Source organism: Marinomonas sp. (assembly GCF_965225885.1).
Classification (GTDB): Bacteria; Pseudomonadota; Gammaproteobacteria; order Pseudomonadales; family Marinomonadaceae; genus Marinomonas.
This window is the reverse complement of the sequence record NZ_OZ245329.1, coordinates 3078251-3104082: the sequence shown is the minus strand read 5'-3', so window position 1 is coordinate 3104082 and position 25832 is coordinate 3078251. Positions and strand designations below refer to the sequence as shown.

At 42.6% G+C, this 25832-nt stretch carries 23 protein-coding genes, 1 tRNA gene and 1 riboswitch; of the genes, 17 read left to right on the top strand and 7 right to left on the bottom strand.

Translation table 11 applies throughout. From position 1 onward, the window contains the following. Positions 1-38 precede the first annotated feature (38 nt). Positions 39-419: a ClpXP protease specificity-enhancing factor gene (locus tag ACO05V_RS14740; RefSeq protein WP_421852974.1), complete on the top strand. Its 381-nt coding sequence runs from the start codon at positions 39-41 to the stop codon at positions 417-419. Between the two features lie 107 nt (positions 420-526). Here ACO05V_RS14740 and ACO05V_RS14735 read toward each other — a convergent pair whose 3' ends face one another. Genes ACO05V_RS14735 through ACO05V_RS14725 form a run of 3 tightly spaced genes read right to left on the bottom strand, consistent with a single transcriptional unit; the run spans position 527 to position 3232 of the window. Further along, entirely contained in the window at positions 527-1120 is a 594-nt protein-coding gene (locus ACO05V_RS14735) for an SIS domain-containing protein (RefSeq protein WP_100188409.1), read from the bottom strand. A 5-nt stretch (positions 1121-1125) separates the two neighbouring features. Next, a complete protein-coding gene (locus tag ACO05V_RS14730; protein ID WP_421852971.1) occupies positions 1126-1509 on the bottom strand; it encodes a YraN family protein in 384 nt (127 codons plus the stop codon). Beyond that, a complete protein-coding gene (locus ACO05V_RS14725) occupies positions 1460-3232 on the bottom strand; it encodes a penicillin-binding protein activator (protein WP_421852968.1) in 1773 nt (590 codons plus the stop codon). The genes ACO05V_RS14730 and ACO05V_RS14725 overlap by 50 nt, the downstream gene beginning before the upstream one ends. Positions 3233-3345: 113 nt before the next feature. On the opposite strand from ACO05V_RS14725, the gene rsmI reads away from it, so the two are divergent. From rsmI to ACO05V_RS14690, 7 genes are all read left to right on the top strand, one after another. Beyond that, positions 3346-4206, top strand: coding sequence for a 16S rRNA (cytidine(1402)-2'-O)-methyltransferase (gene rsmI / locus ACO05V_RS14720; RefSeq protein WP_421852965.1), 861 nt, complete (start codon positions 3346-3348; stop codon positions 4204-4206). Positions 4207-4283: 77 nt separating this feature from the next. After that, positions 4284-4388, top strand: a riboswitch (TPP riboswitch). A 180-nt stretch (positions 4389-4568) separates the two neighbouring features. After that, positions 4569-6632, top strand: a complete 2064-nt coding sequence (gene thiC / locus ACO05V_RS14715) for a phosphomethylpyrimidine synthase ThiC (protein WP_421852962.1) — start codon at positions 4569-4571, stop codon at positions 6630-6632. 15 nt (positions 6633-6647) lie between these two features. Next, positions 6648-8183 (top strand): thiamine phosphate synthase, encoded by a 1536-nt coding sequence (thiE, locus tag ACO05V_RS14710; protein WP_421852959.1) that lies wholly within the window; start codon positions 6648-6650, stop codon positions 8181-8183. Beyond that, positions 8180-8377, top strand: a complete 198-nt coding sequence (gene thiS, locus ACO05V_RS14705) for a sulfur carrier protein ThiS (protein ID WP_421852956.1) — start codon at positions 8180-8182, stop codon at positions 8375-8377. The genes thiE and thiS overlap by 4 nt, the downstream gene beginning before the upstream one ends. A gap of 1 nt (position 8378) precedes the next feature. Further along, complete coding sequence (locus ACO05V_RS14700) at positions 8379-9155, top strand: thiazole synthase (protein WP_421852953.1); 777 nt, start codon at positions 8379-8381, stop codon at positions 9153-9155. Then, positions 9152-10324 carry a 2-iminoacetate synthase ThiH gene (gene thiH / locus ACO05V_RS14695; protein WP_421852951.1) on the top strand — a complete coding sequence of 391 codons (1173 nt, stop codon included), beginning with the start codon at positions 9152-9154 and terminating at the stop codon, positions 10322-10324. Before ACO05V_RS14700 ends, thiH begins: the two co-directional genes overlap by 4 nt. Before the next feature lie 210 nt (positions 10325-10534). Beyond that, a complete protein-coding gene (locus ACO05V_RS14690; protein ID WP_421852948.1) occupies positions 10535-11017 on the top strand; it encodes a Spy/CpxP family protein refolding chaperone in 483 nt (160 codons plus the stop codon). Positions 11018-11177: 160 nt separating this feature from the next. Here ACO05V_RS14690 and aroA read toward each other — a convergent pair whose 3' ends face one another. After that, on the bottom strand, positions 11178-12455 hold the full coding sequence (gene aroA / locus ACO05V_RS14685; protein WP_421852945.1) for a 3-phosphoshikimate 1-carboxyvinyltransferase: 1278 nt from the start codon (positions 12453-12455) through the stop codon (positions 11178-11180). Positions 12456-12746: 291 nt separating this feature from the next. Between aroA and ACO05V_RS14680 the strand changes: the two genes are divergently transcribed. The 3 genes from ACO05V_RS14680 to ACO05V_RS14670 all read left to right on the top strand — a co-directional run bounded on the left by ACO05V_RS14680 (position 12747) and on the right by ACO05V_RS14670 (position 15604). Beyond that, complete coding sequence (locus ACO05V_RS14680; protein ID WP_421852942.1) at positions 12747-13646, top strand: aldo/keto reductase; 900 nt, start codon at positions 12747-12749, stop codon at positions 13644-13646. A 181-nt stretch (positions 13647-13827) separates the two neighbouring features. Next, positions 13828-14337 (top strand): hypothetical protein, encoded by a 510-nt coding sequence (locus tag ACO05V_RS14675; protein WP_421852940.1) that lies wholly within the window; start codon positions 13828-13830, stop codon positions 14335-14337. 7 nt (positions 14338-14344) lie between these two features. Then, complete coding sequence (locus tag ACO05V_RS14670; protein WP_421852937.1) at positions 14345-15604, top strand: histidine kinase dimerization/phospho-acceptor domain-containing protein; 1260 nt, start codon at positions 14345-14347, stop codon at positions 15602-15604. Between the two features lie 3 nt (positions 15605-15607). Here ACO05V_RS14670 and ACO05V_RS14665 read toward each other — a convergent pair whose 3' ends face one another. Next, positions 15608-16720: an ISAs1 family transposase gene (locus ACO05V_RS14665; protein WP_421852934.1), complete on the bottom strand. Its 1113-nt coding sequence runs from the start codon at positions 16718-16720 to the stop codon at positions 15608-15610. Between the two features lie 47 nt (positions 16721-16767). Between ACO05V_RS14665 and ACO05V_RS14660 the strand changes: the two genes are divergently transcribed. Together ACO05V_RS14660 and ACO05V_RS14655 are read left to right on the top strand one after the other, a co-directional pair. Beyond that, positions 16768-17979, top strand: a complete 1212-nt coding sequence (locus ACO05V_RS14660) for a response regulator (protein ID WP_421852931.1) — start codon at positions 16768-16770, stop codon at positions 17977-17979. Then, positions 17979-19058 carry an HD domain-containing phosphohydrolase gene (locus tag ACO05V_RS14655; protein ID WP_421852928.1) on the top strand — a complete coding sequence of 360 codons (1080 nt, stop codon included), beginning with the start codon at positions 17979-17981 and terminating at the stop codon, positions 19056-19058. Before ACO05V_RS14660 ends, ACO05V_RS14655 begins: the two co-directional genes overlap by 1 nt. A gap of 9 nt (positions 19059-19067) precedes the next feature. Here the strand turns inward: ACO05V_RS14655 and ACO05V_RS14650 are convergent, their stop codons facing one another. Continuing rightward, positions 19068-19577 (bottom strand): YchJ family protein, encoded by a 510-nt coding sequence (locus tag ACO05V_RS14650; RefSeq protein WP_421852925.1) that lies wholly within the window; start codon positions 19575-19577, stop codon positions 19068-19070. 79 nt (positions 19578-19656) lie between these two features. On the opposite strand from ACO05V_RS14650, the gene sbcB reads away from it, so the two are divergent. The 4 genes from sbcB (at position 19657) to pyrC (ending at position 25401) form a co-directional block, all read left to right on the top strand. Further along, entirely contained in the window at positions 19657-21111 is a 1455-nt protein-coding gene (gene sbcB, locus ACO05V_RS14645; protein WP_421852922.1) for an exodeoxyribonuclease I, read from the top strand. Positions 21112-21120: 9 nt separating this feature from the next. Then, a complete protein-coding gene (locus ACO05V_RS14640) occupies positions 21121-22161 on the top strand; it encodes an AI-2E family transporter (protein ID WP_421852919.1) in 1041 nt (346 codons plus the stop codon). 168 nt (positions 22162-22329) lie between these two features. Continuing rightward, positions 22330-24213 (top strand): DEAD/DEAH box helicase, encoded by a 1884-nt coding sequence (locus tag ACO05V_RS14635; protein ID WP_421852916.1) that lies wholly within the window; start codon positions 22330-22332, stop codon positions 24211-24213. Positions 24214-24369: 156 nt separating this feature from the next. Continuing rightward, positions 24370-25401: a dihydroorotase gene (gene pyrC, locus ACO05V_RS14630; RefSeq protein ID WP_421852913.1), complete on the top strand. Its 1032-nt coding sequence runs from the start codon at positions 24370-24372 to the stop codon at positions 25399-25401. Positions 25402-25565: 164 nt separating this feature from the next. On the opposite strand, the gene ACO05V_RS14625 is transcribed toward pyrC, so the two are convergent. Then, positions 25566-25650, bottom strand: a tRNA-Leu gene (locus ACO05V_RS14625). Positions 25651-25832: the final 182 nt, after the last annotated feature.

Here is a 25832-nt window from a genome sequence, read left to right as displayed (position 1 = left end):
CCTTTTTTTTACAAAATATTTATTGGGTAGGAGATAACATGTTACCGAAAAGATCTTATTTATTGAATGCAGCTTATTCTTGGGTTGCAGATAATGATATGACGCCTTATCTATTGGTGGATGCTGAGCAGAAAGATGTCGTGGTACCTACCGAATTCGTTAAAGATGGTCAGATAGTGCTAAACATTGGTATGTCTGCTGTACGTCATTTGATCATGGACAAAGAGGCTGTTTCGTTTGAGGCGCGTTTTAGCGGTAAGCCTATGCAGGTTTATGTGCCGATTCGAGCTACGTTAGCTTTATACGCGAAAGAAAATGGTGATGGTTTTGTTTTTCCGCCCGAGGAATTTCTAGATGAACCGACGCCACCAACAACACCAGAGCCTAAAAAAGGTTTCCAGTTAAAAGTTGTCAAATAAATGGCAGCGATTAAATCTTGAAATCTCTGTTGAAAAAAACAAAAAAAGCCGCTCTAAACTAAAGCGGCTTTTTTGTGTTCGATGATCGATGTTTTTATTGGATCTGCTTAGTCTTCATAGCCAAACAGTTGGCGTTCAAGTAAATCCACTAAAATATGAATGACGCTGAGTTGGCATTCATGGACTCTGGCAGTACCAAGAAGGTTGATCTTTATCTCTGTATCGTCCTGTGAGGTGAGTGACGAGACGTTCTTAGCTTCTGGGCTGGTGAGCGCAACTATGCTCATTTTGCGCTCATGAGCAGCTTGGATAGCTTGGATTATTGGTGAGGTGTTACCTCTGTTTGCAATGACAAACAATATGTCGCCTTGATTGCCAAGCGCGGTAATTTGCTTGGAAAAGACGTCGTGGTAACTATCATTATGGGTAATGGCTAGTAGCGCAGAGCCTTCACCGCTCAAATTGATGGCGGGTAAGCCGGGACGCTCTCTGTCCATTCTGTCCAACATCAGAGTGCTAAAGTACTGGGACAAATGAGAGCCTGTGCTATTGCCTATGCAAATAACTTTCCCACCAGAAGCAATGCTTGAAAAAATGACTTTTGCAGCATGTTCAATGTAAGGCGGTAAACTTTCCAGAGCTTGTTGTTGTGCTTCAAAACTCTGGGCAAATTGTGTGTAGATTGCTTCTTGAAAATCCATAGTGGTTAAAATACTGCTTTAAGCCAAGTTAAATGTTGAGAGTCTATTTTTTCGTCAAATAGTATCGCATCGAAGCGACTTGCATTATTTACTTTATTATTCTTTTGTAGCCATAAAGCCGCGCTGTTGCGTACTTTTTTTAGCTTTGATTGCCCGAGGCTTTCAGCGGCACTGCCATGAGCACTGTTTGCTCGGAAACGAACCTCTATAAAGACATAGGTATTTTGATCTAAAAAAATTAAATCGATTTCACCAATACGGCAGAAAAAGTTTCTTTCTACAAATCGAAGACCTTGTTTTAGTAGAAAAGCTTCGGCAGCTTGTTCTGCTTTCTCGCCGTTATTTTTCGGCGTTTTCCTTCTGTTCAAAAAATTGGTGGTTAGTCGCATATACCAAATTTCCTTTTCGGTAAGTCATGATCTCAGGTCTTTTATGAAATATGCCATTCTCATCCATTGTGATAATGCCAGTATTTGCAGATATCTTAGTGCTAGGAAGTAATGTGAATAGCTGATATTTATTTGCTAATAAATACGAATCTGCTCCCAGTGCTTGCAGTCTGCGTAAAATATTTGAATTTTGATTTTTAGGCAAAACGTCAAGTGAATTATTGTTTGGTGTAAGAGCAGGTACTTCGGTGAAAAGAATGCGTTCGATGTCTTCTGGTTTTGTTGATCTTTCTGGTGCGCTGTCGTTTAGAGTGCTGCTGGCCAACATAGGAGTCTTGTCGGCGAAGTAGAAATCTAAAAGCGGTCTGATCTGTTTAGCATCATTGAGCTTGCCAATGTAATAAACGTAATCTAAATCCTCACGAGACCTGGCGATGCTGTCTACGCTTGTTCCTATCCATTTCTCAATGGATCTTTTGCGAGCATAGCTTTCATTGATCAGTAATAATTTCTGAATGGCGTCTTGTCTGCCTTTCGGTGTGTTCGCGTAAGACTGATTTGAGATGATGGTTACATTTTCTTTGACCGCTTCGGCACGGAATTCATCGCTTTGCTTTAAAGCCCATGTATCTTGAGTGCTAAGAATGGCGGCTTTCGTCGCGCCTTCTTGTTTAGCAAAAGCGATCAGTTCGTGTATTTCATCTTCAGCGCTTAAGGAAAAATGATAGAGGTTTTTAGGGTGCTGGTTGATATCAAGCTGATTTAGCGCGATAACCGGATAAGGTAAATCTAAGCGGCTTACTTGGGCAACGTTATTTTTTTGCAAGGGGCCAATAATAACATCAGGTTGTTTTTCATTAGCCGCGGCAATGGCTTCATTGATGGTCGCGTAATCGTCTATGTTGACTACATTAATTTCTGGTCTAGCTTCTTTTTGTTTATAGAAAGAGGCAAAGAATCCATCAACAATAGCTTGAGATGCGCGGGCTAGTTTTCCGCTCATTGGTAACATCAGAACGATTTTCTTCGGTGCCATCTGTTCAACGGAAGCCATTATCTCAAAATCTTGTGGTGGTGAGAGCGCTGCTGGATGATTTGGGTTTTCAGCTTGCCAATTTTTGAACATTTTAAGTTGCTGTTCGATGGATAAAGTTTGGTTTCTTAGGATGCTGCTGATTGTCAGCCAGCCGTTAAGCAAAGGCTTTTGTTGCTGAAATAATTCGTCAACTTCATTCTGTGTCAGGTTTTGGATTGCCATCCACAGTTTTGCTTGATTCTCTTCGCCTTGATTCAGAGGGAGGTTGTAGGTTAAATCCATGCGAAGATCGACGACTTCTAGCCAATTGCCAAAGTATTCAAGGATAGATGCTTTCGTCTCTTTAAGTTTGTTTTGATTGTCTGGATGACGGGCAGCAATAAGTTGATCTGCCTGTTCTAGATAATGCATAGAATCAATTGAATTATCTAAGTAAGACGCAGACAAAGCGGCTAATAAATAGGCTTCGAACTGAATAGAAGAGGGCGTTGTTAAAAGCTTATCTTCTAAAATATCAATGGTTTGTTGGTATTCACCTTGTTGATAAAGATTTTTTGCAGATATGTAGGAATCGGCCAGCGCTTTGGAAACATCAGTCGTTTTCTTTGGATGATAGATGCTTGGTGGCAAAGTTCTTTCTTGAGAACCGTTATTGATTGCTTGAGCTCTATTTTGTGGCTGTTCCATATTTAAATTCATGGAATTACAGGCACTCAGCAGAAAAGTGCAAAGAGTTAATGATATGATGCGGTAATTAATTAGGCTCATAAGCTTATAAAATGACAAATAAAAGAGGCAACATGGTACCACATAGTTCTGATGATGCGAGAGGGTCGCTGTACATAGTTGCTACCCCAATTGGTAATCTAGACGATTTCAGTAAAAGAGCCGAACAAACTTTACGAGATGTAGACTATATCGCGGCGGAAGACACCCGACACACAAGACGTTTACTTAATCATTTTGCTATTGAAGCGAAGCTATTTTCCATTCATGACCACAATGAAAAAGACAAAGCCGACTACGTGGCGAGCTTGTTAGACGAAGGTAAAAATGTCGCTCTAGTGTCTGATGCGGGCACGCCGTTAATTTCAGATCCAGGTTATCATGTGGTGCATGCATTACGTGAAAAAGGCCATAAAGTCCTACCGATTCCAGGTGCTTGTGCTTTGATTGCTGCTTTATGCGCATCAGGATTGCCAACAGATCAGTTCTTTTTTGCGGGTTTTGTACCTGCTAAATCCAAAGGGCGTTGTGACTTATTTGAATCTTGGAAAAAGCAAACGGGTACTGTGGTTTTTTACGAATCCACGCATCGTGTTTATGATTCGATTGCGGATGTGCAAAAAGTTTATGGTGAAGATGCTCAGCTTGTATTGGCTCGCGAAGTAACGAAAACATTCGAGACATTCTTATCGGGTACCGCATCTGAAATCCTTGCCAAGTTCGATGCAGATGCCAACCAGTTACGTGGTGAATTCGTTGTTATGTTGAGTTTTACGCAAGAAAGCGGTAACGAAGCAGAATTAGAAGCAAAGCGTATTTTGACCATTTTATTAGAAGATTTACCGGTTAAACAAGCGGCAGCGATGGCAGCTAAGTTAACGGGCGAGAAGAAAAATTACCTTTATAAAATGGCGTTGGAAATGCAAGGCGAATAGACTTTTGCCTGTTGTCTTTGGTAAACACCCATAGAAAACATGGGTGTTTACATTCCGATAAGACTAAGTATACTCAGCCCTACTTGTCGGAGTGCCATTTGGCTGAGATCGCATAATTAAATGCGGGATCCGCAGAACCTGATCGGGTTAAAACCCGCGTAGGAAACAAGAAAGTCTCAATTTTTCTTTTCTGCATCGAATGAACTCCTGATTTTTATGGAATCGATGCGGTCATCTCTTTTAAAGCATCCTTTCTAATAAAATTCAGGGTTCACGTTTTGCAATTAACGCCAGTAGTGTGTTTACCTGTAAAACAGCACCCAGACAAGCAATTCTCCATTTTAATAATAAGGGAAGTGCTCATGTCGACGAATAACGAACTAGCAACACAATTAACAACCCCATCTAAAAAACAGTCTCGCGAAGAGTCTCGCCAAGCAGCGAAGTCTTTTATCGAGTCATTGCAAGCCAAGCCTTTTCCTGCGTCTGAACGCATTTATTTAACTGGCACCGACGATTCCATTCGCGTTCCTATGCGTAAAATCAATTTAACGGATACGCCTATTGGTTCCGATCCTGACAACCTGACTTTCGAACCCAATGAAGCGATTTATATTTACGATTGCTCTGGCCCCTATGCAGACCCAGAAGAAAACATTGATGTGTATCGCGGTTTAGCGCCAATGCGTGCGCCTTGGATTGAAAAGCGTGATGACACAGAAATATTGCCAAGTGTGTCATCAGAATTTGCTCAGTCACGTCTAGAAAACTCTGCACTAGATGACTTGCGCTTTAAAGAGCTACCTAAAGTGCGCAAAGCTCGCCAAGGCAAATGTGTGACGCAAATGCATTACGCTCGCCAAGGTATTATCACACCAGAAATGGAATACATCGCACTGCGTGAAAACCAAAATATTGATGCGATTAAGAGCGAATTGTTATTGAAACAGCATCCAGGGCAAAGCTTTGGCGCTAACTTACAAACACGTATTACGCCAGAGTTCGTGCGCGATGAAGTGGCAAGAGGTCGTGCCATCATTCCCAACAACATCAATCACCCTGAATCTGAACCGATGATCATCGGTCGTAACTTCTTAGTGAAAGTAAACGCCAATATCGGTAACTCAGCGGTCACATCTTCCATTGAAGAAGAAGTAGAAAAATTGGTGTGGTCAACCCGTTGGGGTGCAGACACGGTAATGGATTTATCGACCGGTAAAAACATTCACGAAACACGCGAATGGATCTTGCGCAACTCGCCTGTGCCAATCGGTACGGTACCGATTTATCAAGCGTTAGAAAAAGTCGATGGTGTGGCGGAAAACCTAAATTGGGACGTGTTCCGCGACACCTTGATTGAGCAAGCGGAGCAGGGCGTGGATTACTTTACTATTCATGCGGGCGTATTACTGCGTTATGTGCCCATGACGGCGAAACGTCTTACTGGGATTGTTTCTCGTGGTGGTTCTATCATGGCGAAATGGTGTTTGGCGCATCACAAAGAAAGCTTCTTGTACGAACGTTTCCGCGATATTTGTGAGTTATGTGCGGAATATGATGTGGCTTTGTCGCTTGGTGATGGTTTGCGTCCAGGATCCATTATGGACGCCAATGACGAAGCGCAAATGTCAGAACTTCGCACCTTAGGCGAACTAACCAAGATTGCTTGGGAATACGATGTACAGGTAATGATTGAAGGCCCTGGACACGTGCCAATGCAGCTGATTGAAGAGAACATGACCGAGCAGCTGAAGCATTGTCATGAGGCACCGTTTTACACCTTAGGGCCACTCACTCAAGACATCGCGCCAGGTTACGATCACATTACTTCTGGCATTGGTGCGGCACAAATAGGTTGGTATGGCTGTGCCATGTTGTGTTACGTGACACCAAAAGAGCATCTTGGCTTGCCTAATAAAGAAGACGTTAAAGAAGGTTTGATTACCTACAAAATTGCAGCCCATGCGGCGGATTTGGCCAAAGGCCACCCTGGCGCGCAAATTCGTGACAATGCTTTATCTAAAGCGCGTTTTGAGTTCCGTTGGGAGGATCAGTTTAACCTGTCGTTAGACCCTGAAACCGCTCGCTCTTACCATGATGAAACATTGCCGCAGGCCTCTGGCAAGGTGGCGCATTTCTGTTCCATGTGTGGGCCGAAATTCTGTTCAATGAAAATCACTCAAGAGGTCCGTGACTACGCGAAAGGTCTAGAGGACGCGCAAAAAATCGATACGAGTGCTTTAGAAGCGAACTCAATGAATGTGAGTGAAGCGGAAACGGGTATGCAAAAAATGTCCGAGCAATTCCGTGAGCTAGGCAGTGATGTCTACTTAACTACAGATAAGTTGACCACGGATAAGTTAACCACAGATAAATTGACCACAGACAAGCAAACCACCTATAAATCAAAAGAAAAGTCGCTGTAAGTGAAAGGAGGATTTATGTCTATAAAACCTCCTGTTGTCTGGTGCGTGGGTGGGTCGGATTCGTCCGCCCACGCTGGACTTCAAGCGGATTTGCGTACTGGACAGGATTTAAACTGTCACGTGCAAACCATCGTTACTTGCATCACTGCGCAAAACTCTAAAGAGGTGCGCTCTGTTGAACCTGTTTCTTTGGCTATGTTTGATCAGCAATGGCAAACCTTGCTCGATGATGTGTCGCCAGATGCCATCAAAGTTAGCTTGTTGCCATCCATCGAGATAGTAAAAGCGTGCGCGACTTGGCTAAAGCGTATCAAAGCGGATTTTCCGAATGTATTGGTCGTCCTTGATCCTGTTATGGCGGCGAGCAGTGAGTCAGGCAATCAACTCCAACAAACTGATGCGGGTGCTAGTTTGCTGGATCATATCTTGCCGTATGTGGATGTGATAACACCAAACTTAATGGAATTTACGGCTCTAACTGGATTGTCTGGTGAGCTGGCTATTGAGCGTCTGCAAAAGGATATGTCAGCTTACTTTGAGGCTTCTGATAGCTGTTGGCTTCTTAAAGGAGGTCATTGCAGTGACGTAGAGGCATCTATTGATTGGTTGCTGGAGCAAAATTCTGTTGTTGGTTTCGCGTGCGAAAAACTCACTGTCCATAATACCCGCGGCACGGGTTGTACCTTGTCGACAGCGCTGGCTAGCTTTATCGCCCATGGTTACGATCTCTTGGATGCCATGACCATGGCAAAAGCCTATATAACTGGCGCATTAAAAAGCGGTGTACAAATTGGTGAAGGGGCCGGGCCACTCGGTCGCCCCGGTTGGCCGTTGCAGATTGAAAACCTGCCGACGATTGTTGCGCCAAACAAACCGATCATGTCGATTAACCAACCTTTTGCCAAGATGAATCTCGATAAAATGGGCTTGTATCCCGTAGTGGATTCTATTGCTTGGCTGGATTTAGTGCTCAAACAAGGAGTGAAGATCGCCCAGTTGCGCATCAAAGACCCTGACGATGCTGATCTAGAACATAAAATTCAACAGGCGATTGCCTTAGGAAAAGAATACGACGCTCAAGTCTTTATCAATGACTATTGGCAGCAGGCCATCGTTTTTGGTGCTTATGGTGTTCATCTCGGTCAAGAAGATTTAGACGTGGCGGATTTAGAAAAAATCCAAGCGGCAGGTTTGCGACTCGGCATCAGTACCCATGGTTACTATGAAATTGCTCGGGCTCAATTTATTCAACCTAGCTATATCGCTTTTGGTCATATTTTTCCAACACAGACGAAAGACATGCCATCCCAGCCGCAAGGCTTAACTCGACTTGCCCATTACGCGACGTTATTAAAAGACGTGTTTCCCACGGTAGCGATTGGCGGCATCAATGCCGAGCGTTTGCCTGCTGTAGCTCAAACAGGGGTTGATAGTGTTGCTTTGGTTACCGCGATTACCAAAGCGGCTGATCCAGAAGCCGCGACACGATCACTTATTTGCTTGTTTGAAAAGCACTCGAACACTCAAAGAAATAAAGGGGGAGAGCAATGAAAATTATGCTGAACGATGCGCCTCATGAATTTGCAGGGAAAACTCTCCAAGACTTACTCATTCAATTAGACAAGAGCGAACAAGGTATTGCTATTGCGATTAATCAGCAGGTGGTGCCAAAAAGTTTGTGGTCTAGTACCGAGCTGAATGAGCAGAGTCAGGTGTTTATTTTTGAATCTATTGCAGGAGGCTAATATGTCGTCTTTATTTATCGCAGGACACGAATTCCATTCTCGACTTTTCACCGGTACGGGAAAGTATGCCAGTGCCGACGCCATGATGGATTCTTTAACGGCCAGTGAAAGCGAGCTGGTTACGTTATCGTTGCGTCGTATGGATTTAAAAAACCAGACGGACAATATTCTTCAGCCTTTACAGCAGCAAGCCATAAAACTGCTGCCCAATACCTCTGGTGCTCGTACCGCGAAAGAAGCGGTCTTTGCCGCCGAACTTGCCAGAGAAGCATTGCAAACCAATTGGGTGAAGTTAGAAATCCACCCCGATCCGCGTTACCTGATGCCAGATGGTATGGAAACTTTATTGGCTGCCGAAGAGCTGATTAAAAAAGGCTTTGTGGTCATGCCTTATGTCCATGCAGATCCTGTACTTTGTAAACGGTTAGAAGAAGTGGGTTGTCAGTGTGTGATGCCGCTTGGTTCGCCTATTGGTTCTAATATGGGGTTGGCAAGTCGACCGTTTCTAGAAATCATCATTGAGCAAAGCACTGTCCCTGTGATTATTGATGCGGGCATTGGTGCGCCGTCGGATGCTGCATTAGCGATGGAAATCGGCGCAGATGCGGTACTGGTGAATACCGCCATGGCTGTGGCGAGAAAGCCTGCAAACATGGGAAAAGCCTTTCGACTAGCGGTGGAAGCCGGACGAATGGCGTATGAGTCCGGTTTGGGAGAAAGACGCGTACAAGCGCAAGCTACGAGTCCTTTGACGGATTTCCTTGGAGCCTTGTCATGAAAGATGGAGCTAGTCATAAAATTCGCTTGTTAGAACAAAGTCCTGCTATTGAAGGGCAATTTAGCCATTTTGTGGAAAATGTCGATTGGCAAGAGATTATGCAAATTCATCAAGAGAAAAACGAGCAAGATGTTCAGCGAGCCTTAAATAAAAGCAAACTTGATGTGGACGATTTCGCCGCTTTGATTTCCCCAGCAGCAGAGCCTTATTTGTTGGAAATGGTCGCAAAAAGCGAACGACTTACCTTGCAGCGTTTTGGCAATACGTTGAGTTTATTTGCGCCCTTGTACTTATCTAACACTTGCGCGAACGAATGTACTTATTGTGGTTTTTCCATGAATAATTCCATTAAGCGTCTTACCTTGAATGAAACTCAGGTGGGAAAAGAAGTTGCAGCGATTAAGAGCAAAGGCTTTGACCATATTCTCTTGGTGACAGGTGAAACCAATAAAGTTTCCATGCCGTACTTTGAACGCATGATTCCCTTGATTAAGCCGCATTTCAGTCAGCTTTCTATGGAAGTGCAACCATTAGATGCTGATGAATATGAGAAACTGCAAGGTATCGGCTTGGATGGTGTTCTGGTCTATCAAGAAACCTATCGTCGCAAGACTTACCTTGAGCATCATTTACGAGGCAACAAATCCAACTTTAATTATCGCCTCGACGCACCGGACCGTATTGGGCAAGCAGGCATTCATAAGGTTGGTTTGGGCGTGTTACTTGGTTTAGAAGATTGGCGCACGGATTCGGTGATGATGGCGCATCATCTGCGACACTTGCAAAAGCGCTATTGGCGAAGCCGCTTTAGCGTGGCATTTCCGCGAATTCGCCCTTGTGAAGGAGGCATAGTGCCAAAATCGGTGATTTCGGATCGACAGTTGGTTCAGCTTATTGCTGCTTGGCGTTTGTTTGATCGGGACTTAGAGATGAGTCTATCTACTCGTGAGTCACCAGAGTTTCGTCATCATGCTGTGCGTATGGGCTTTACTACGATGAGTGCGGAATCCAAAACCCAACCGGGAGGCTATGCGAACGATGCCCAAGAGGCTCTTGAACAATTTGAGATCAGCGACGAGCGACCTGTGTCTGACATCATGGCGATGATTCGAGAGCAGGGGCGTGAAGTGGTTTGGAAAGATTGGGATCCTGCGCTTTCACATAGTTAAAAAAAGGAGCAAGCGTCAAGGGATTCAACACCACTCCTAAGAATATGTTCTGGCTTACTTGGTTAATAGGGAAATCTCGTGAATGCGCATTTCCCCTTACGCTCTCATGACAAGTTGTGCATCTCGATTCACTCTCTTTGACACTGTTTGACAAATAAATGGACATAATAGATTTCATCCAAACAGGAAACAGAGCTTAAGGAGCCAACTATGTTTAATCGTAAAAAAGCAGGAATGATGGGCGTTATCGGTTTGAGTGCCGCGATTATAACCGGTGTAGCGGTGAGCGCTTATGCAGAAACAAAATCACCTCAAGGTGATGTTGTTAAAGGCCAAGCCACCCAAGAAGCTCCAATTAATGCAGTGCCAAGTCATGAGCAACTTGCAAGCCGTATTGCACAGCAGCTTGGCTTAGATGAAAAAACACAAACAAAAGTCTCTGATTTGTTTGAAAAAGATGGCAAAGCGATTCGCCAGATTCAAGACAAATTGCACAACACGCAAGTGGAGTTAAGTAATTTGTCACCTAGTTCAAAGGATTATATGAACAAAGTGGATGATCTTGCAGAGGAAAGCGGTGAGTTAACGGAAGACCTAACGATTGCCTTTGCAAAAAACCGAGCTGGTTTGTATGCATTGTTAACTCCGCAACAGATCGAAAAACTTGAAACGCCAGCACAACCTAAGTCTTAATATTTCATTGATACATTTCCCTTTATATTGAGAGCCTTGCCCCAGCAGTAACATGCTGGGGTTTTTTTATGTACGTTTTGTACTTATAAAAATAGCTAAATTAAAAAAGGCCAAATTCTTTAGAGGAATTTGGCCTTTTGCGTATTATCTAAAGCGACTGTTAGCTGGCTATGGTGTTAAAAAGCTCAAAATACGTCGGGAAGGTTTTTGATGTACAACCCGGATCATTGATGGTGACTGGTGTATCGGAGAAGGCAACCAGAGAGAAGCACATGGCAATGCGGTGATCATTGTAAGTATCGATGGCCGCATGTTTTAAGTTCTCAACAGGTGTGACGGTAATAAAGTCTTCGCCTTCAATAACGTCGGCACCGAGTTTTTTCAGTTCCGTTGCCATGGCGTATAAACGATCAGTTTCTTTCACGCGCCAGTTGTAGATGTTGCGAATGGTGGTTGGGCCTTTCGCGAATAGCGCTGTGGTTGCTATGGTCATGGCTGCATCAGGGATGTGATTCATGTCCATATCAGTGCCATTCAGTTCGTTGCGTTCCGCTTCTATCCAAGTCGGGCCATAAGTGATTTTCGCACCCATTTGCGCTAATACATCAGCGAATTTCACGTCACCTTGTACGCTGTCTGTGCCTACGCCGTGGACTTTGATTTTTCCGCCAGCAATCGCCGCAGCGGCTAGGAAGTAAGACGCAGAAGAGGCGTCGCCTTCTACCATTATTTCACCGGGGCTTTGGTAAGTTTGCTGACCTTTTACCACGAATGCTTGATAGTTCTGGTTTTCCACTTCGACACCAAATTGCTTCATAGCATGCAAGGTAATATCGATGTATGGCTTGGAAACCAGTTCACCATCGACTTTGATGGTTAAATCGCCTTTTGCTAATGGGGCGCTCATCAAGATAGCGGTTAGGAATTGGCTTGAAATGTTGCCTTTAATAGACACTTCGCCGCCAGATAAACCATTCGCCTTAATGCGTAAAGGTGGGTAATTTTTCTCACCTTCGTACGCGATGTCGACACCCAATGCCAGCAAAGCATCAACTAGATCGCCAATGGGGCGTTCGTGCATGCGCGGTTCACCATGTAAATGAAATTCTCCTTTACCTAGGCAAAGTGCTGCAGCCAAAGGACGCATTGCAGTACCGGCGTTGCCAAGGAATAGGTCTCCAAAATCTGCCTGGATTGGGCCGGCAAGTCCTTCTAGTACGCAGGTTGTGCCGTTATCTTCTAGAGAATAGTTCACACCTAATTTGGTTAGACTTTCTAGCATGCGACGAATGTCGTCACTGTCTAGCAAATTGGTAATTCGTGTGGTGCCTTTTGCCAAGGTCGCCAACAGTAGAATACGGTTTGAAAGGCTTTTGGAACCCGGAATTTGGATCTCTCCATTGGCTTTGGAAAGAGGGCCTAGCGTAATTGAATTCATTATTAAGTCCATCACAGTGGTGTTGTGTTTATTGTTTGGTTCTTGTGTTTAGTCGTGTATCGCTGCGTGTAAATTATAAGTGTTCGATATTGCCCACAATTTACTCGTTATAGTTTGTCCGTTGTAGGTGGTCGCGTCGCTCTTTCGCTAGAGGTCAGTCTTGAATGCGGCATAGTATACCTTTGATGATGTTTCCTGTCAGTTATGCAGATTCACTGAGTTTGCTGTTTTTTGCCTTCAACTCACTTTAGAATGATTGGTAATACAATAATGATAGTAAGGAAAATCTCCATGAGATATCAGTATCATCCCCTTGGTTTTGAAGGGTCGCGTATCGCACAAGGTTTTTGGCGGCTAGAAGAATGGAATATGACTTCTTCAGAAACACTAGGCTTTATTGAGTCATGTTTAGATTTAGGTGTGACGACGTTTGATCATGCGGATATTTATGGTGGTTATCAGTGTGAGGCATTGTTTGGTGAGGCGTTAAAACTTAAGCCAGCGTTGCGAGACAAGATGGAGATTGTTACTAAGTGTGGCATCGTGTTGCCGTCTGACAATCGTCCAGAGATTCAGGTTCACCGTTACGATTATCGTGCTGAGCATATATTGGCGAGTGTTGATCGCTCTTTGGCGAATCTACAATGTGAATATATCGATACCTTGTTATTACATCGTCCAAGTCCTTTGATGGATGCGGACGAAGTCGCTCAGGCGTTTGATTTGTTGTTTACGCTTGGCAAGGTTAAGCATTTTGGCGTATCCAATTTTACCACTCGCCAATTTGATTTGTTACAGTCTCGCCTTGATGCCCCTTTGATTATTAATCAGGTGGAATTATCACCATTGGCGTTGCAACACTTTGAAGATGGTACATTGGATCATGTTCAGCAGCATGCGGTTACACCAATGGCTTGGTCGCCTTTTGCGGGTGGTGAGTTGTTTTCCGGAACGAGTGAAAAAGCAAAACGAGTTCAAGCTGTATTGAGTGATTTAGCACAGGAAAAAAATTGTACAGCCGATCAAATAGTCGTTGCATGGCTATTGCGTCATCCGTCTGGCATTTGTCCTGTTATGGGGTCTGGCAAAATTGCTCGTTTAGCTGCTGCGATAGAGGCTATGTCTACTTCGCTTAGTGATGATGATTGGTTTCGTATTTGGATTGCATCGCAAGGTCAGCCAGTCGCTTAAATACTTGTTAAATTTCAGGTTTTTATTAGATAAAAAAGCTGCATTTGCAGCTTTTTTTGTATCTATTGTTCGGCCTTTGTTTTCCTTGGTGTAGAAAGCGTTTCGTTTCGTAAGTGACTAACGAATGTGGCTGAATTTTTCTCTATACTGCAGCGATATTATCCATCTTGAGGTGTTTTGAATGAAGCCGTATTTCGTCGCGGGAATCATGTTTTTTGGCGTGTTCGCTGGTATTGGTTTACAGGCGCAAGCTTTATCTAAACCAACAGGGCCTGTCATCCTAACAGTTACTGGAAATATTACAAATACCAATACTCACGAAAAAACCGCTGAATTTGACCGCGATATGTTGATGAGCCTAGAGGTGATAAATCAACATACGGTAACACCTTGGAGTGAAGGGGTTGATCTTTATCGTGGTCCTTTATTGCGTTCTATTATGTCGGCGGTCGGTGCTCAAACAGATACCTTATCTATGACGGCGTTGAATGATTATAGTGCGATAGTGCCGAAGAAAGATGGTGATGATTACGATGTGATTCTCGCGATGGAGATGAATGGTAAGGTGATGAGTGTAAGGGATAAAGGTCCCATCTTCCTGCTTTATCCTTTTAGTGATGACCCTAGTTTAAATAATGAGGTTATTCACAATCGTTCCGTATGGCAAATAAAGTCGATAGACGTTGAGTAAATCTACTATGCGATTTCGCCTGTCTTCCATTGCAAGATTATTTGCTAAGAAGAAGCCATCACCTTTTATTGTATTGGTGATAACTGCTCTTATTTTTATGGGAGCGGCAATGCTGATTTTTGCTGAATTGGTTGATCGTCAAAAAATGATGATGTCAGCAGTGGAAGAAGATGCGTTGTGGGCTGCTTATCAACTCGATAGAGAAACGCTAAAGCTTAGAAACTCTCTAAAATTGTTAGAAGATGATTTAACTAAGGAGCGTCTTGATGAGGCGCGAACACGGTTTGATATTCTTTATAGCCGAGTTAATGTTTTGGAAAAAGGGCAGTTAAGAGTTCTGTTTGATCGATTGGATAATTCTGCTGAAATGATGACAGTACTTAAGGATGAAATGGTTGAGATTGATCGTCTTCTTTTTACGGATAAACCATTCATTGATGTTAGCCTATTATTAAATAAGAGTAATTACCTGCTGAAAAAAACAGAAGATGTTGTATTGGCAACGCTTGCATCTAGATCTAGAGACAAGGTGAAGCAGAGGAGTGATACTTTAGGCTTGTTTCTCTATTTAGGTTCACTAATCGCCTTATTAACCATCACCATGTTTTTTATTATAATAATGCTGTTCAAACAGTTAAAAGTTACTAAAAAATCTTTTGAAAAATCACAAAAATTAGCTGGCGATCTTGAGGTTGCTGTCTTTTCCGCAGAGCAAGCTTTAAAAGTTAAATCCGATTTTCTAGCAACCATGAGCCATGAAATTCGTACGCCAATGAATGCCATCGTCGGGTTTAGTTATTTGCTGTTAGATGCAGATTTAGATGATGAACATCGTGAAAAAGTGGTTAAAATTCAGCAATCTTCTGATAGTTTGCTTTTAATTATTAATAGCGTTCTTGATTACTCAAAAATTGAATCAGGTAAAATCGATTTAGAAAATAGCTTATTTAGCTTAGATGATGCACTTGAGTATGTTTATCAGATAAGCGAAGGGCAAGCGAAATCTAAAAATCTAGAATTTATGATTGTTCGTGACTTTTCAATAAATGATGGTTTGATCGGCGATAGAACTAGGCTACAGCAAATTTTAGTGAATGTTGTCGGCAACGCTATTAAATTTACGGATTCTGGTTCGGTCAAAGTTAAGGTCTATCAATTAAATACAGAAGAGATTTTAATTGATGTACAGGACACAGGTGTTGGTATACCAGACGGTGTAGATGTGTTTGATGTGTTTAAACAAGCAGATAGCAGGGCAAACGCATGAATATTATTTAACCAGTCCCATCACTTTAAACAGATACTTATCATCCCAGCCGCAGGCTTTGCGCTTGTTTTTGATACCCAGTTTCAAACTTGTTTCCTGCTTTAATAAATTTAAAGCGATTTGTCGGGTGGTGGCTAGGTTTTCTGCAGCATAACCCTGTCTAGCTCGGCACTGATCTTCCCCAAAAGAGACATCCAACACCCAATGAAGCTGATTTTCGACCCCCCAATGCTCACGAGTAGCCTTTAGCACTTCTTCCGCCGTCATCGCTTTACTGGAAATAAAATAACGAATATGGCTTCGGCCTTTTTCATTAGAAACTCGATCTGATTGTATCGCGGCGACGGTTTTAGCTTGCCATTCTGCTGCAATAGACAGGGAAGATAAATCCATCGTGACCCAGCATCGACGATGCTCCTTGCGACCATGGGTTTCGTTTTGTTGCTCAAAAAATTGATCACTTAGCGTGTCTTGTATATGGTTTGCCCAGTAATGGTCGAAGTAGGTAACCAACTCTTTATGTAACGTTTTCTGGTTACTTTTTACGGTAACCAAATAATCGGACTCTCTTACAATGACCTTGGAGACAATGTCTTTCTGGCACCCCATGGCATCCATTGTGACCAAACAACCTTTGATAGTTAGTTGGTCTAGTAGCTTAGGAATAGCTGTGATTTCATTGGATTTTTTATCAACTTTGTATTGACCAAGAGACACGCCTGCCTGCGAGGCCCAAGCGTTCACCATGTGAATTGCTTGGTGCTTGTTCGAGCGCGACGCCCGCACCGTCTTTCCATCAATCGCGACGACACCCGATAATGGGGTATCCATCAACATATCTTGAACCCAGCCACAAAACATTTCTCGATAACAGGCCGGATCCAACAAAGAAAATAAACGGTTAAAGGTATCATGCGATGGAATGCCACCAGGTAATCGAAGATACTGTTTAAACCAGTCCTTTCGAGTATCAGCAAAGAGCTGAATAGACTTCCAATCATCCGCACCACAAAGTATTGCACAGGTCGTCATAAAGACGACTTCCCCTAAATCATGGGTACATTTTGCTTGTTGGCGTGGGTCATTTAGCTGCATCATACGTTCTAATAAGGTCATCGGCTTCGAAAAGGCACGATCATTAATCAAACACGGATTGAATGCAAATGCTGCATCAACTGATCAAAAAGCGTTCATGCGTTTGCCCTGAAGCAGATAGTAGTACAACAAGGTTATATGGAGGCACTGGCTTGGGGTTAAGTATTACACAAAAACTAGTGAATTTACTTGGTGGTCATATTTCTTATGAAAGTGCGTTGGGTGAGGGCTGTATTTTTAAGATTAAACTTCCTTATCACCCAGATTTGAAATTGACTTCAGCGCATATAGAAAATGTAACGATATTTGAAGAAGATGTTGAAATAGTTTCTTTATTTTTAGCGCTAGGGGCTAGTCATATTTCCAAGCTAAAACTAGCGGACCTCCCGAAAAAGAGTTGTTCGATCATTGCGAGCCATCATTTTTTGACTGAGAATGGTGGTTTTTTGAAACAACTAAAAGGCTTTGATAATAAGATTCTAATTTTAAATGGAAAAAGCTCAAATGCATCGGATTACCTAGAGTTAGGACTTGTTACGCCCACTAGTTTACATAATATAATAGCAATATTAAATTCTAGATGTGATGTTGTTAACAATAAGGTTTCGAACGAAAAAGTTAAAGATAATGAGGCTTTTTTTAAAGGTAAATCTATATTGTTGGCTGAAGATAATAAAATTAACGCTAGTATCGTTAAAGCTATAATTGAAAAAATAGGAGCATCCGTTGATTGGGTTGAAAATGGCAAAGAGGCCTATGAGATGTCACTATCTCATTCTTATGATTTAATTCTGATGGATATTAGGATGCCCATAATGGATGGTTATGAAGCAAGTGAGAAAATAACGGCTGACTTGCGCTATAATAAACCACCAATTATTTTTCTAACTGCAGATAATTTAAATTTAAAAAAAGAGAGTGTTTTAAGGTTGGGAATTGATGACGTTTTATTTAAACCATTAGATCCATATCTTTTGATTGAGAAGGTTCAGCATTGGATAGTTGAATATAGTTTCACCTCTTTAGTTAAAAAAACAAGAGTTAGCTCTACTTCTTTAGGTGATAAAAATATCATCTATTTAAAGTCTAAGCTTGAGGAGCTAGAGGTATTGTTGGAGGATGGAGATTCTGATAGCGAAGCATTAATCAAAAAAATAATTGAGAAAAGGTATAATTTTTGCGATATAGATATTTTAAAATCAGCAGTAGAAGATATTGCTTCTTATGATTATCAGGATGCAATGATGAAAGTTAGGGCATTTAAGCGAGGTCTTATTTAATGAGCCTGATCAAAGAGAGTGAGTTGGAAGAATTAAAGAAAATAACACAACAAATGGCTTTAAAAACCAAGCGTGTACTCATCGTTGATGATGTACCTAGAAACATTGACTTGCTTAAAGATATTTTATCCGAGCAATACCATGTTCAAGTTGCGAAGTGTGGGCAATTAGCCTTAGATATTGTAAATCGATCTCTTCCCGATCTCATATTATTGGATATTATGATGCCTGATATGAATGGTTTTGAGGTGTGTGAACGATTGAAATCTAATCCAAAAACGGCAGATATTCCTGTAATTTTTTTAACTGCAGTTACAGACCCTCTACATGAACAGCAAGGCTTTGATGTTGGCTGCGTGGATTTTATTACTAAACCTATTACGCCTTTGACAACGTTGGCTAGAGTGTCGACTCATTTAAAATTAGCTGAGGATAATTTGCGTAATAAGCGAATCATTGATGATAGAACGAGAGAGCTCGATGATGCATTGGAGTCTGCGATAGGTATGCTCGGAGCAGTGAGTCAGCTTAATGATACCGATACTGGCGTGCATATGTGGCGAATGGCGGATTATTGTGCCGCTTTAGCTAGATCGATAGGGTGGGAAGAGTCACAGGTCGAATTGTTAAAGCTTGCTGCGCCTATGCATGATACCGGTAAAGTAGGTATTCCTCACAGTATTTTGAAATCGCCTAATAAGTTAACGGATGATGAGTGGGTAATAATGCGCCAGCATACCGTTATTGGGCATGAAATCTTAATAAGAGGCGAAGCGCCATTATTTAAATTAGCGGCCGAAGTGGCATTAGGTCATCATGAAAGATGGGATGGTACGGGCTATCCTTCAGGATTAGCGGGGGAAGAAATTCCACAGTCGGCTCGTATTGTCGCCTTGGCTGACGTATTCGATGCACTCACTATGGTGCGTCCTTATAAGAAGAGTTGGACAATCGAAGAGTCGTTAGAGCATATCCATCAAGCAGCAAATACGCACTTCGATCCAGAGTTGGTGCGTACATTTTTATCTATTGAAGATGAGTTAAGAAGCATAAAAGAAAAATGGGACGCAGTTGACTAAGTTATTAAGTTAAGCCATAGCGCAGCATTTTTTGTATTTTTTTCCTGATCCGCATAGGCATGGATCATTTCTGCCTATATTCATGGCTTCAGAATTAATTAATGGTGTATTTTTTTGGACATCGTGCTCGCCAGAGATATAAAACCATTGGCCTTTTACTTTCTTAAAAATAGAGCGTTCGCTTAGGCGGCCTATGTGTTTACCTTCTTTGAAGTGTGCAGAGAAGGCAACAACGCCTGTTTTATCTTTTTCTAAACCATCTTCTGTGGCGTTGATTTCTAGCTTTATCCACTTAGTGTGTTCGTTACTGTCTTGGATATCTGCGGTGTTTTGATCTGGTTCGTCTTTTAGTTTTTGTGTGGCGGTAATGTATTCAAAATCACCAATAGCAAAAGCGGTATAACGTGAACGCATTAGTGTTTCAGCTGTAGGGGCGGTGCCTGGATTGTTATGGTACATACCACAACACATCTCATATGGGCTTCCTGTTCCGCATGGACAAATTACTGGGACTGGCATAGATATACTCCTCTCATCGCCAAATACACACCAAGATGCGTATAATACCTTTTTATTTAACGGCTTACAGGAATTATTTGTGACTTCATCGGGCCCTACATCATTTTTTTGGTTTGATTTTGAGACAACCGGAACGGACCCAGCGCGAGATCGCCCCATGCAGTTTGCTGGGATTAGAACTGATCTTGATTTTAACCCCATTGGCGAGCCCATCATGTTTTACTGCCGTCTAGCGGAAGACGTTCTACCGCAACCGGAAGCCTGCCTGCTGACTGGAATTAGTCCTCAAGATGCGAATCGAGAAGGCTTGTGTGAAGCAGAATTTATGCAAGCAGTAGAAGCAGAACTTTCGCAGCCTGGCACTTGTGCTCTGGGATACAATACCATCCGCTTTGATGACGAAGTGGTTCGTTACGGCTTTTATCGTAACTTTATTGACCCTTATGCGAGAGAGTGGCAGAACAACTGTTCTCGTTGGGACATAATTGATTTAGTGCGTATGACATATGCAATGCGCCCAGAAGGAATTGTCTGGCCGAAGAATGAAGACGGTCAAGTGTCGATGAAGCTGGAAGCGCTTACGAAAGCCAATGGTATTGCTCATGAGCAAGCGCATGATGCCTTATCTGATGTTTATGGAACCATTGAGATTGCTAAGTTAATTCGTAGTAAGCAACCAAAATTGTTTGCTTACTATTTCAAAATGCGTCAAAAGCACGAATTGCAGCAGTTTATTGATGTGGCTCGACTAAAACCCTTTTTACATATCTCTGGCATGTTTGGACAGGCAAAAAACTACGCGGCTTTTGTCGTGCCGATTGCGCCACATCCAACGAACAAAAATGGTGTAATTGTTTTTGATCTGATGGCAGATGCTCAGCTTTTAATTGATTTAAGTGTGGACGAAATTCGGCATCGCGTTTTTACTCGCCAAGATGAGCTGGGAGATCTAGATAGATTGCCTCTAAAAGTGATTCATTACAATAAATCTCCGGCTGTTGCGCCAGCCACTTTTTTGAAAGATGCTGACGTGGTTAAGCGGCTTGAACTGGATGGGGCTGTGTGTCGTCATAATCTTGCCATCATAAAAGGGCATGCTGGTTTGGCTGCCAAGCTTAGTGACGTCTTTATGCAAGAGGATCGACCAATTCATAAAGATCCCGATGTCATGCTTTACTCTGGTGGTTTTTTCTCTCGTGAAGATAAAGTAAGGATGGAGAAAATTCGCACCACGCCGGCTGATCAGTTGTCCGAGTTGGCGATGTCATTTGATGATCGCCGCTTACCTGAAATGTTAATGCGTTATATTGGTCGAAATTACCCTGATCAATTGAGTGAGCAACAACAATTCGAATGGGAAGAATATAGACAGGTTCGCTTGCTTGAAAAAGACGGTGGCGGCTCTATTTATATGGAGCAGTATTTTGAGCGATTGAATCAGATAGCTCAAACACCCGATTTGCCTGCAGCGAAACAAGTTATGTTGCAAGACTTGGCGGATTACGCCCAAAGTATTTACCCGATACCTTTATAAGGAATATATATGAATGAACAGCATAAAGGCATTTATTGGCTAGTCGGTTTTGCAGCCTTTGTCATCATAATTGCTGCATTAAAGGCGGCTTCTCAAATAATAGTGCCTTTTATGTTGTCAGTCTTTATTGCCATTATTTGCGCTCCTGCTATGTCTAGCCTGCGTCGTCGTAATGTGCCAACTTGGCTGTCTATTTTATTGGTTGTGCTGGTTATATTGGTTGGAATTAGTTCTATTGCCGTACTTGTTGGTGCTTCTTTGGATAATTTTTCTAACCAGCTGCCAAATTACAAAAAGCGTTTTGCGGAAGAAATGTCTGGCCTAATTCAGGTGATTAATGGCTTCGGTTTACGTGTGTCTTATGATCAAGTGAAAGGCTATATAGATCCTTCTGCGTTGATGCAGATGGTGGCAAATGCTTTGAGAGGGCTTGGCAGTGCCCTTACTAATCTTATCTTGGTGGTGATGATTGTTATTTTTATTCTATTTGAAGCCGTTGAATTACCCAAAAAGCTATCTTTGGCGTTTCATGATGCGTCTAAATCAATGGATAAATTTGAATCTTTTATCAAATCCGTCAACCGATACTTAGTGATAAAGACCTTAGTGAGTATGTTAACTGGCGTGCTAATTACTTTTCTGATGTGGGTGTTAGGTGTGGATTTTCCAATTTTGTGGGGCGTGTGTGCGTTTCTTTTAAATTTCGTACCTAATATTGGGTCTATTATTGCTGCGGTTCCAGCTGTTTTGCTCGCTTTTGTTCAGCTTGGTAGTTTATCGGCGGGTTTGGTTGCTGGTGCGTTTTTAATGGTGAATTTAATCGTTGGTAATGTAATTGAACCTCGTTACATGGGGCGCGGATTGGGACTTTCTACTCTGGTGGTTTTTCTGTCTTTACTTCTATGGGGATGGGTTTTTGGTCCAGTTGGGATGCTGCTTTCGATTCCATTAACCATCATCATGAAGTTGGCCTTTGAAGCAAACCCAAGAATGCATTGGCTGGCGGTGATGATCGATTCAAAGGTAGATGATGATACGAAGCCCGAATAAAAGTGTGATGTAGTACGGCTAATCTTATTTATAACATTGCCTAGCTTATTTCTCTTTTATTGTATATACTTCGCCATCAGTTTTTCCTCCGAGAATTTCTAGAGAATTTCATTAAGGCATGTAAATGATTGCAGGCCTTATCCTCATCAAAAAAAGGTACTAATTTACATGTCTGATGCTGATACTCAGCCTACATTTGATTCGTTGGGCCTAATCGCCCCTGTTCTTAAAGCGGTTGCTGACCTAGGTTACGAGCAACCATCTGCTATCCAAGCGCAAAGTATTCCATATCTATTAGAAGGTCGAGACCTTTTGGGGCAAGCGCAGACGGGTACTGGTAAGACAGCAGCGTTCGCGCTTCCGTTACTGTCTCGCATTGATGTTACAGATAAAACGACACAATTACTTGTTTTGGCTCCAACCCGTGAACTTGCTATTCAGGTTTCTGAAGCATTTCAAAGTTACGCTCGTAACCTTCCAGATTTTCATGTTTTGCCAATTTACGGCGGCATGTCATACGACACACAACTTCGCCAGCTAAAGCGTGGTGTTCAAGTTGTTGTTGGTACACCTGGTCGTGTTATGGATCACATTCGTCGTAAAACATTGAAACTAGATGGCCTTAAAGCCTTAGTTCTTGATGAAGCGGATGAGATGTTACGCATGGGATTCATCGATGATGTCGAGTGGATTCTTGAGCAAACACCACCAACTCGTCAAATCGCTTTGTTTTCTGCGACTATGCCTGCTGTGATTCGTCAGGTGGCTAACCGTCACTTGAACAATCCTAAAGAAGTGAAGATCGTTACCAAAACGTCTACGGCGATGACGATTACTCAAAAATACTGGCCAGTAAGCGGTCTGCATAAGCTAGACGCTTTGACTCGTATTCTTGAAATGAATGAACATGATGGCATGATTATCTTTGTTCGTACAAAAGCGGCAACTGTTGAATTGGCTGAAAAGCTAACGGCTCGTGGCCACGCTTGTGAAGCCTTGAATGGTGACATTAGCCAGAATTTGCGTGAGCGTACTGTTGATCGTATTAAGAAGGGTCAAATCGACATTCTAGTTGCGACTGACGTTGTAGCTCGTGGTTTGGATGTAGAGCGCGTGAGTCACGTTGTTAACTACGATATTCCATACGATACTGAATCTTATGTTCACCGTATTGGTCGTACTGGCCGTGCAGGTCGTCTTGGTACAGCAATCTTGTTTGTTGCTCATCGCGAGCGTCGTATGTTGCAAGCGATTGAGCGTGCCACTCGTCAGCCAATCGAAAGTATGACATTGCCTACAGCTTCAGATATTAATGCGCACCGTGTTAATCGCTTCAAGCAAAGCATTTCCGATACGATGGATAATGAAAATCTTGATTTCTTCTTAGAGCTTGTTCAAAGCTACCAGAAAGAAAACGAAGTTGATCCATTGAAAATGGCGGCTGCTTTGGCTCATATGGCTCAAGGTAAAACACCATTATTGTTATCTGAAATGGAAGTTCGTCAAGAGCGCAGAGAGCGTCGTGAAGATCGTGACAGCTCTCGTGGTGAGCGCGGAGATCGCGGAGATCGTGCGCCACGTGAACGTAAGGTTCGTCCAGTTACCGCAGAAGCTATGCCATTAAAGGATGATCCTGATACGTCTATGACGCGTTATGTTGTCCAAGTTGGCTACAGTGATGGCGTTAAACCTGGCAACATCGTTGGCGCAATTGCTAACGAAGCGGATATTGAAAGCCGTTATATTGGTCATATCGAAATCTATGAAGATTTCGCTACAGTGGATTTGCCTTCTAACCTAAGTGCTGATGCGCTAGGTAAGTTAGGTAAAACACGCATCTGTGGACAGCGTACTGATATTGCTAAGCTAGATAATGCTGATGAGTTGAATAAGCGTGCAGCAGCACCTTCTACTCGTAAGCGTCCAGCTGGTGGCGGTGATCGTCGTCCATCTAATGGTGGTGAGCGTCGTCGTCCAAGCGGTGGCGGTCGTGACCGCGATGCAAATCGCAGCGGTGAACGTCGTCCAAGAGCACCACGTAAAAACGCTTAATATGTTTTACTTGTTGTAGCTTTAAAAAAACCGAATCTATTTATAGATTCGGTTTTTTTTATGTCAAAATGTTGGCTATTGTCGACTAACCACTTCTGTTAAAATTTAGGTGTTATTTCTTCTTACCATCTCATACGTTATCTAAAAAGGCCGCTAATGAACGAAATTACTATTATTAAGCCAGATGATTGGCACTTACACTTTCGTGACCAAGATATGTTGCTTGAAACGGTTCCTGCGACGGCGCGTTGTTTTGAGCGTGCTGTGGTGATGCCAAACTTGGTGCCACCCGTTACGACTGCTGAGTTAGCCTTGAGCTATAAAGAGCGAATTTTAGCGGCTCGCCCTGATGGCAGCACTTTTATGCCTGTTATGACTATTTATCTAACGGACAAAACCAGCGTTCAAGATATTCAAGATGCGAAAAAAGCCGGTGTGTTAGCGGTCAAAATGTATCCTGCTGGTGCGACAACCAACTCTGATTCTGGTGTAAATTCCTTGGAGTCTTTGTATCCAGTATTTGAGGCTTTGGCAGACAACGACATGTTGTTGCTGATTCATGGTGAAGTGACGCAAAAGCACATTGATATTTTTGATCGAGAAAAAGAATTCATTGATCAGCATATGGTAAATATCGTTGATCGAGTGCCAAACCTAAAGGTTGTGTTTGAGCACATCACCACGAAAGATGCCGTTGATTTTGTCTTGGCGGCCCGTGGTGGTGTCGCAGCGACAATTACTCCTCAACATTTGTTATTGAATAGAAATGACATGCTAGATGGTGGTGTTCGTCCGCATAATTATTGTTTGCCAGTGCTTAAGCGCAGTACTCATCAGCAAGCTTTGCGTGAAGTGGTTAAATCTGGATCACCTAAGTTTTTCTTGGGAACGGATTCGGCGCCACATGCTAAACACCGCAAAGAGTCAGATTGTGGTTGTGCGGGCTGTTACAGTGCTTGGTCTGCGCTTGAGCTGTACGCACAAGTGTTTGATGAGTTAGGCGCGCTTGATAAGCTAGAAGGCTTTGCGAGCTTTTATGGTGCCGATTTCTATGGTTTGCCGCGCAACACAGAAAAAGTGACCTTGGTTCGCGAATCTTGGGAAGTGCCTAACAGTATTACTTTGCCGAACGGAGAGCCAATTGTGCCTTTCTTCGCTGGCAAGCAAGTATCTTGGAAGTTAAAATAAAGTATTTTACTTAATAGTAAGTAGTTGAAACTCAACAAAGCCGAATTCAGAAATGGGTTTGGCTTTTTGTTGTGCTTTGGTGTTTTTTAAATAAATAATTTGAAAGGTAAGGAGGCAGGCTTATAATTTGATTTGAGGATTTTATACAAAGAAAAGAAATAAGATGGTGCGGATGGAGAGACTCGAACTCTCACGCCGTGAAGCACTGGAACCTAAATCCAGCGTGTCTACCAATTCCACCACATCCGCATGTCGTGTTGACGGGCGTGATCTTACCGATATTTTCTATTGATGCAAGCGTTTTTTGATGAAGTATTTAGATTTATTTTTCTAGAATGATTTACTGGATTTTCTAAGCGGAAGTTGGGACATGTAAAGTGAAAAGTGGTCTAATATTGTTACCCTAAACTGTTCCTTCAGCAGAGTTAAAT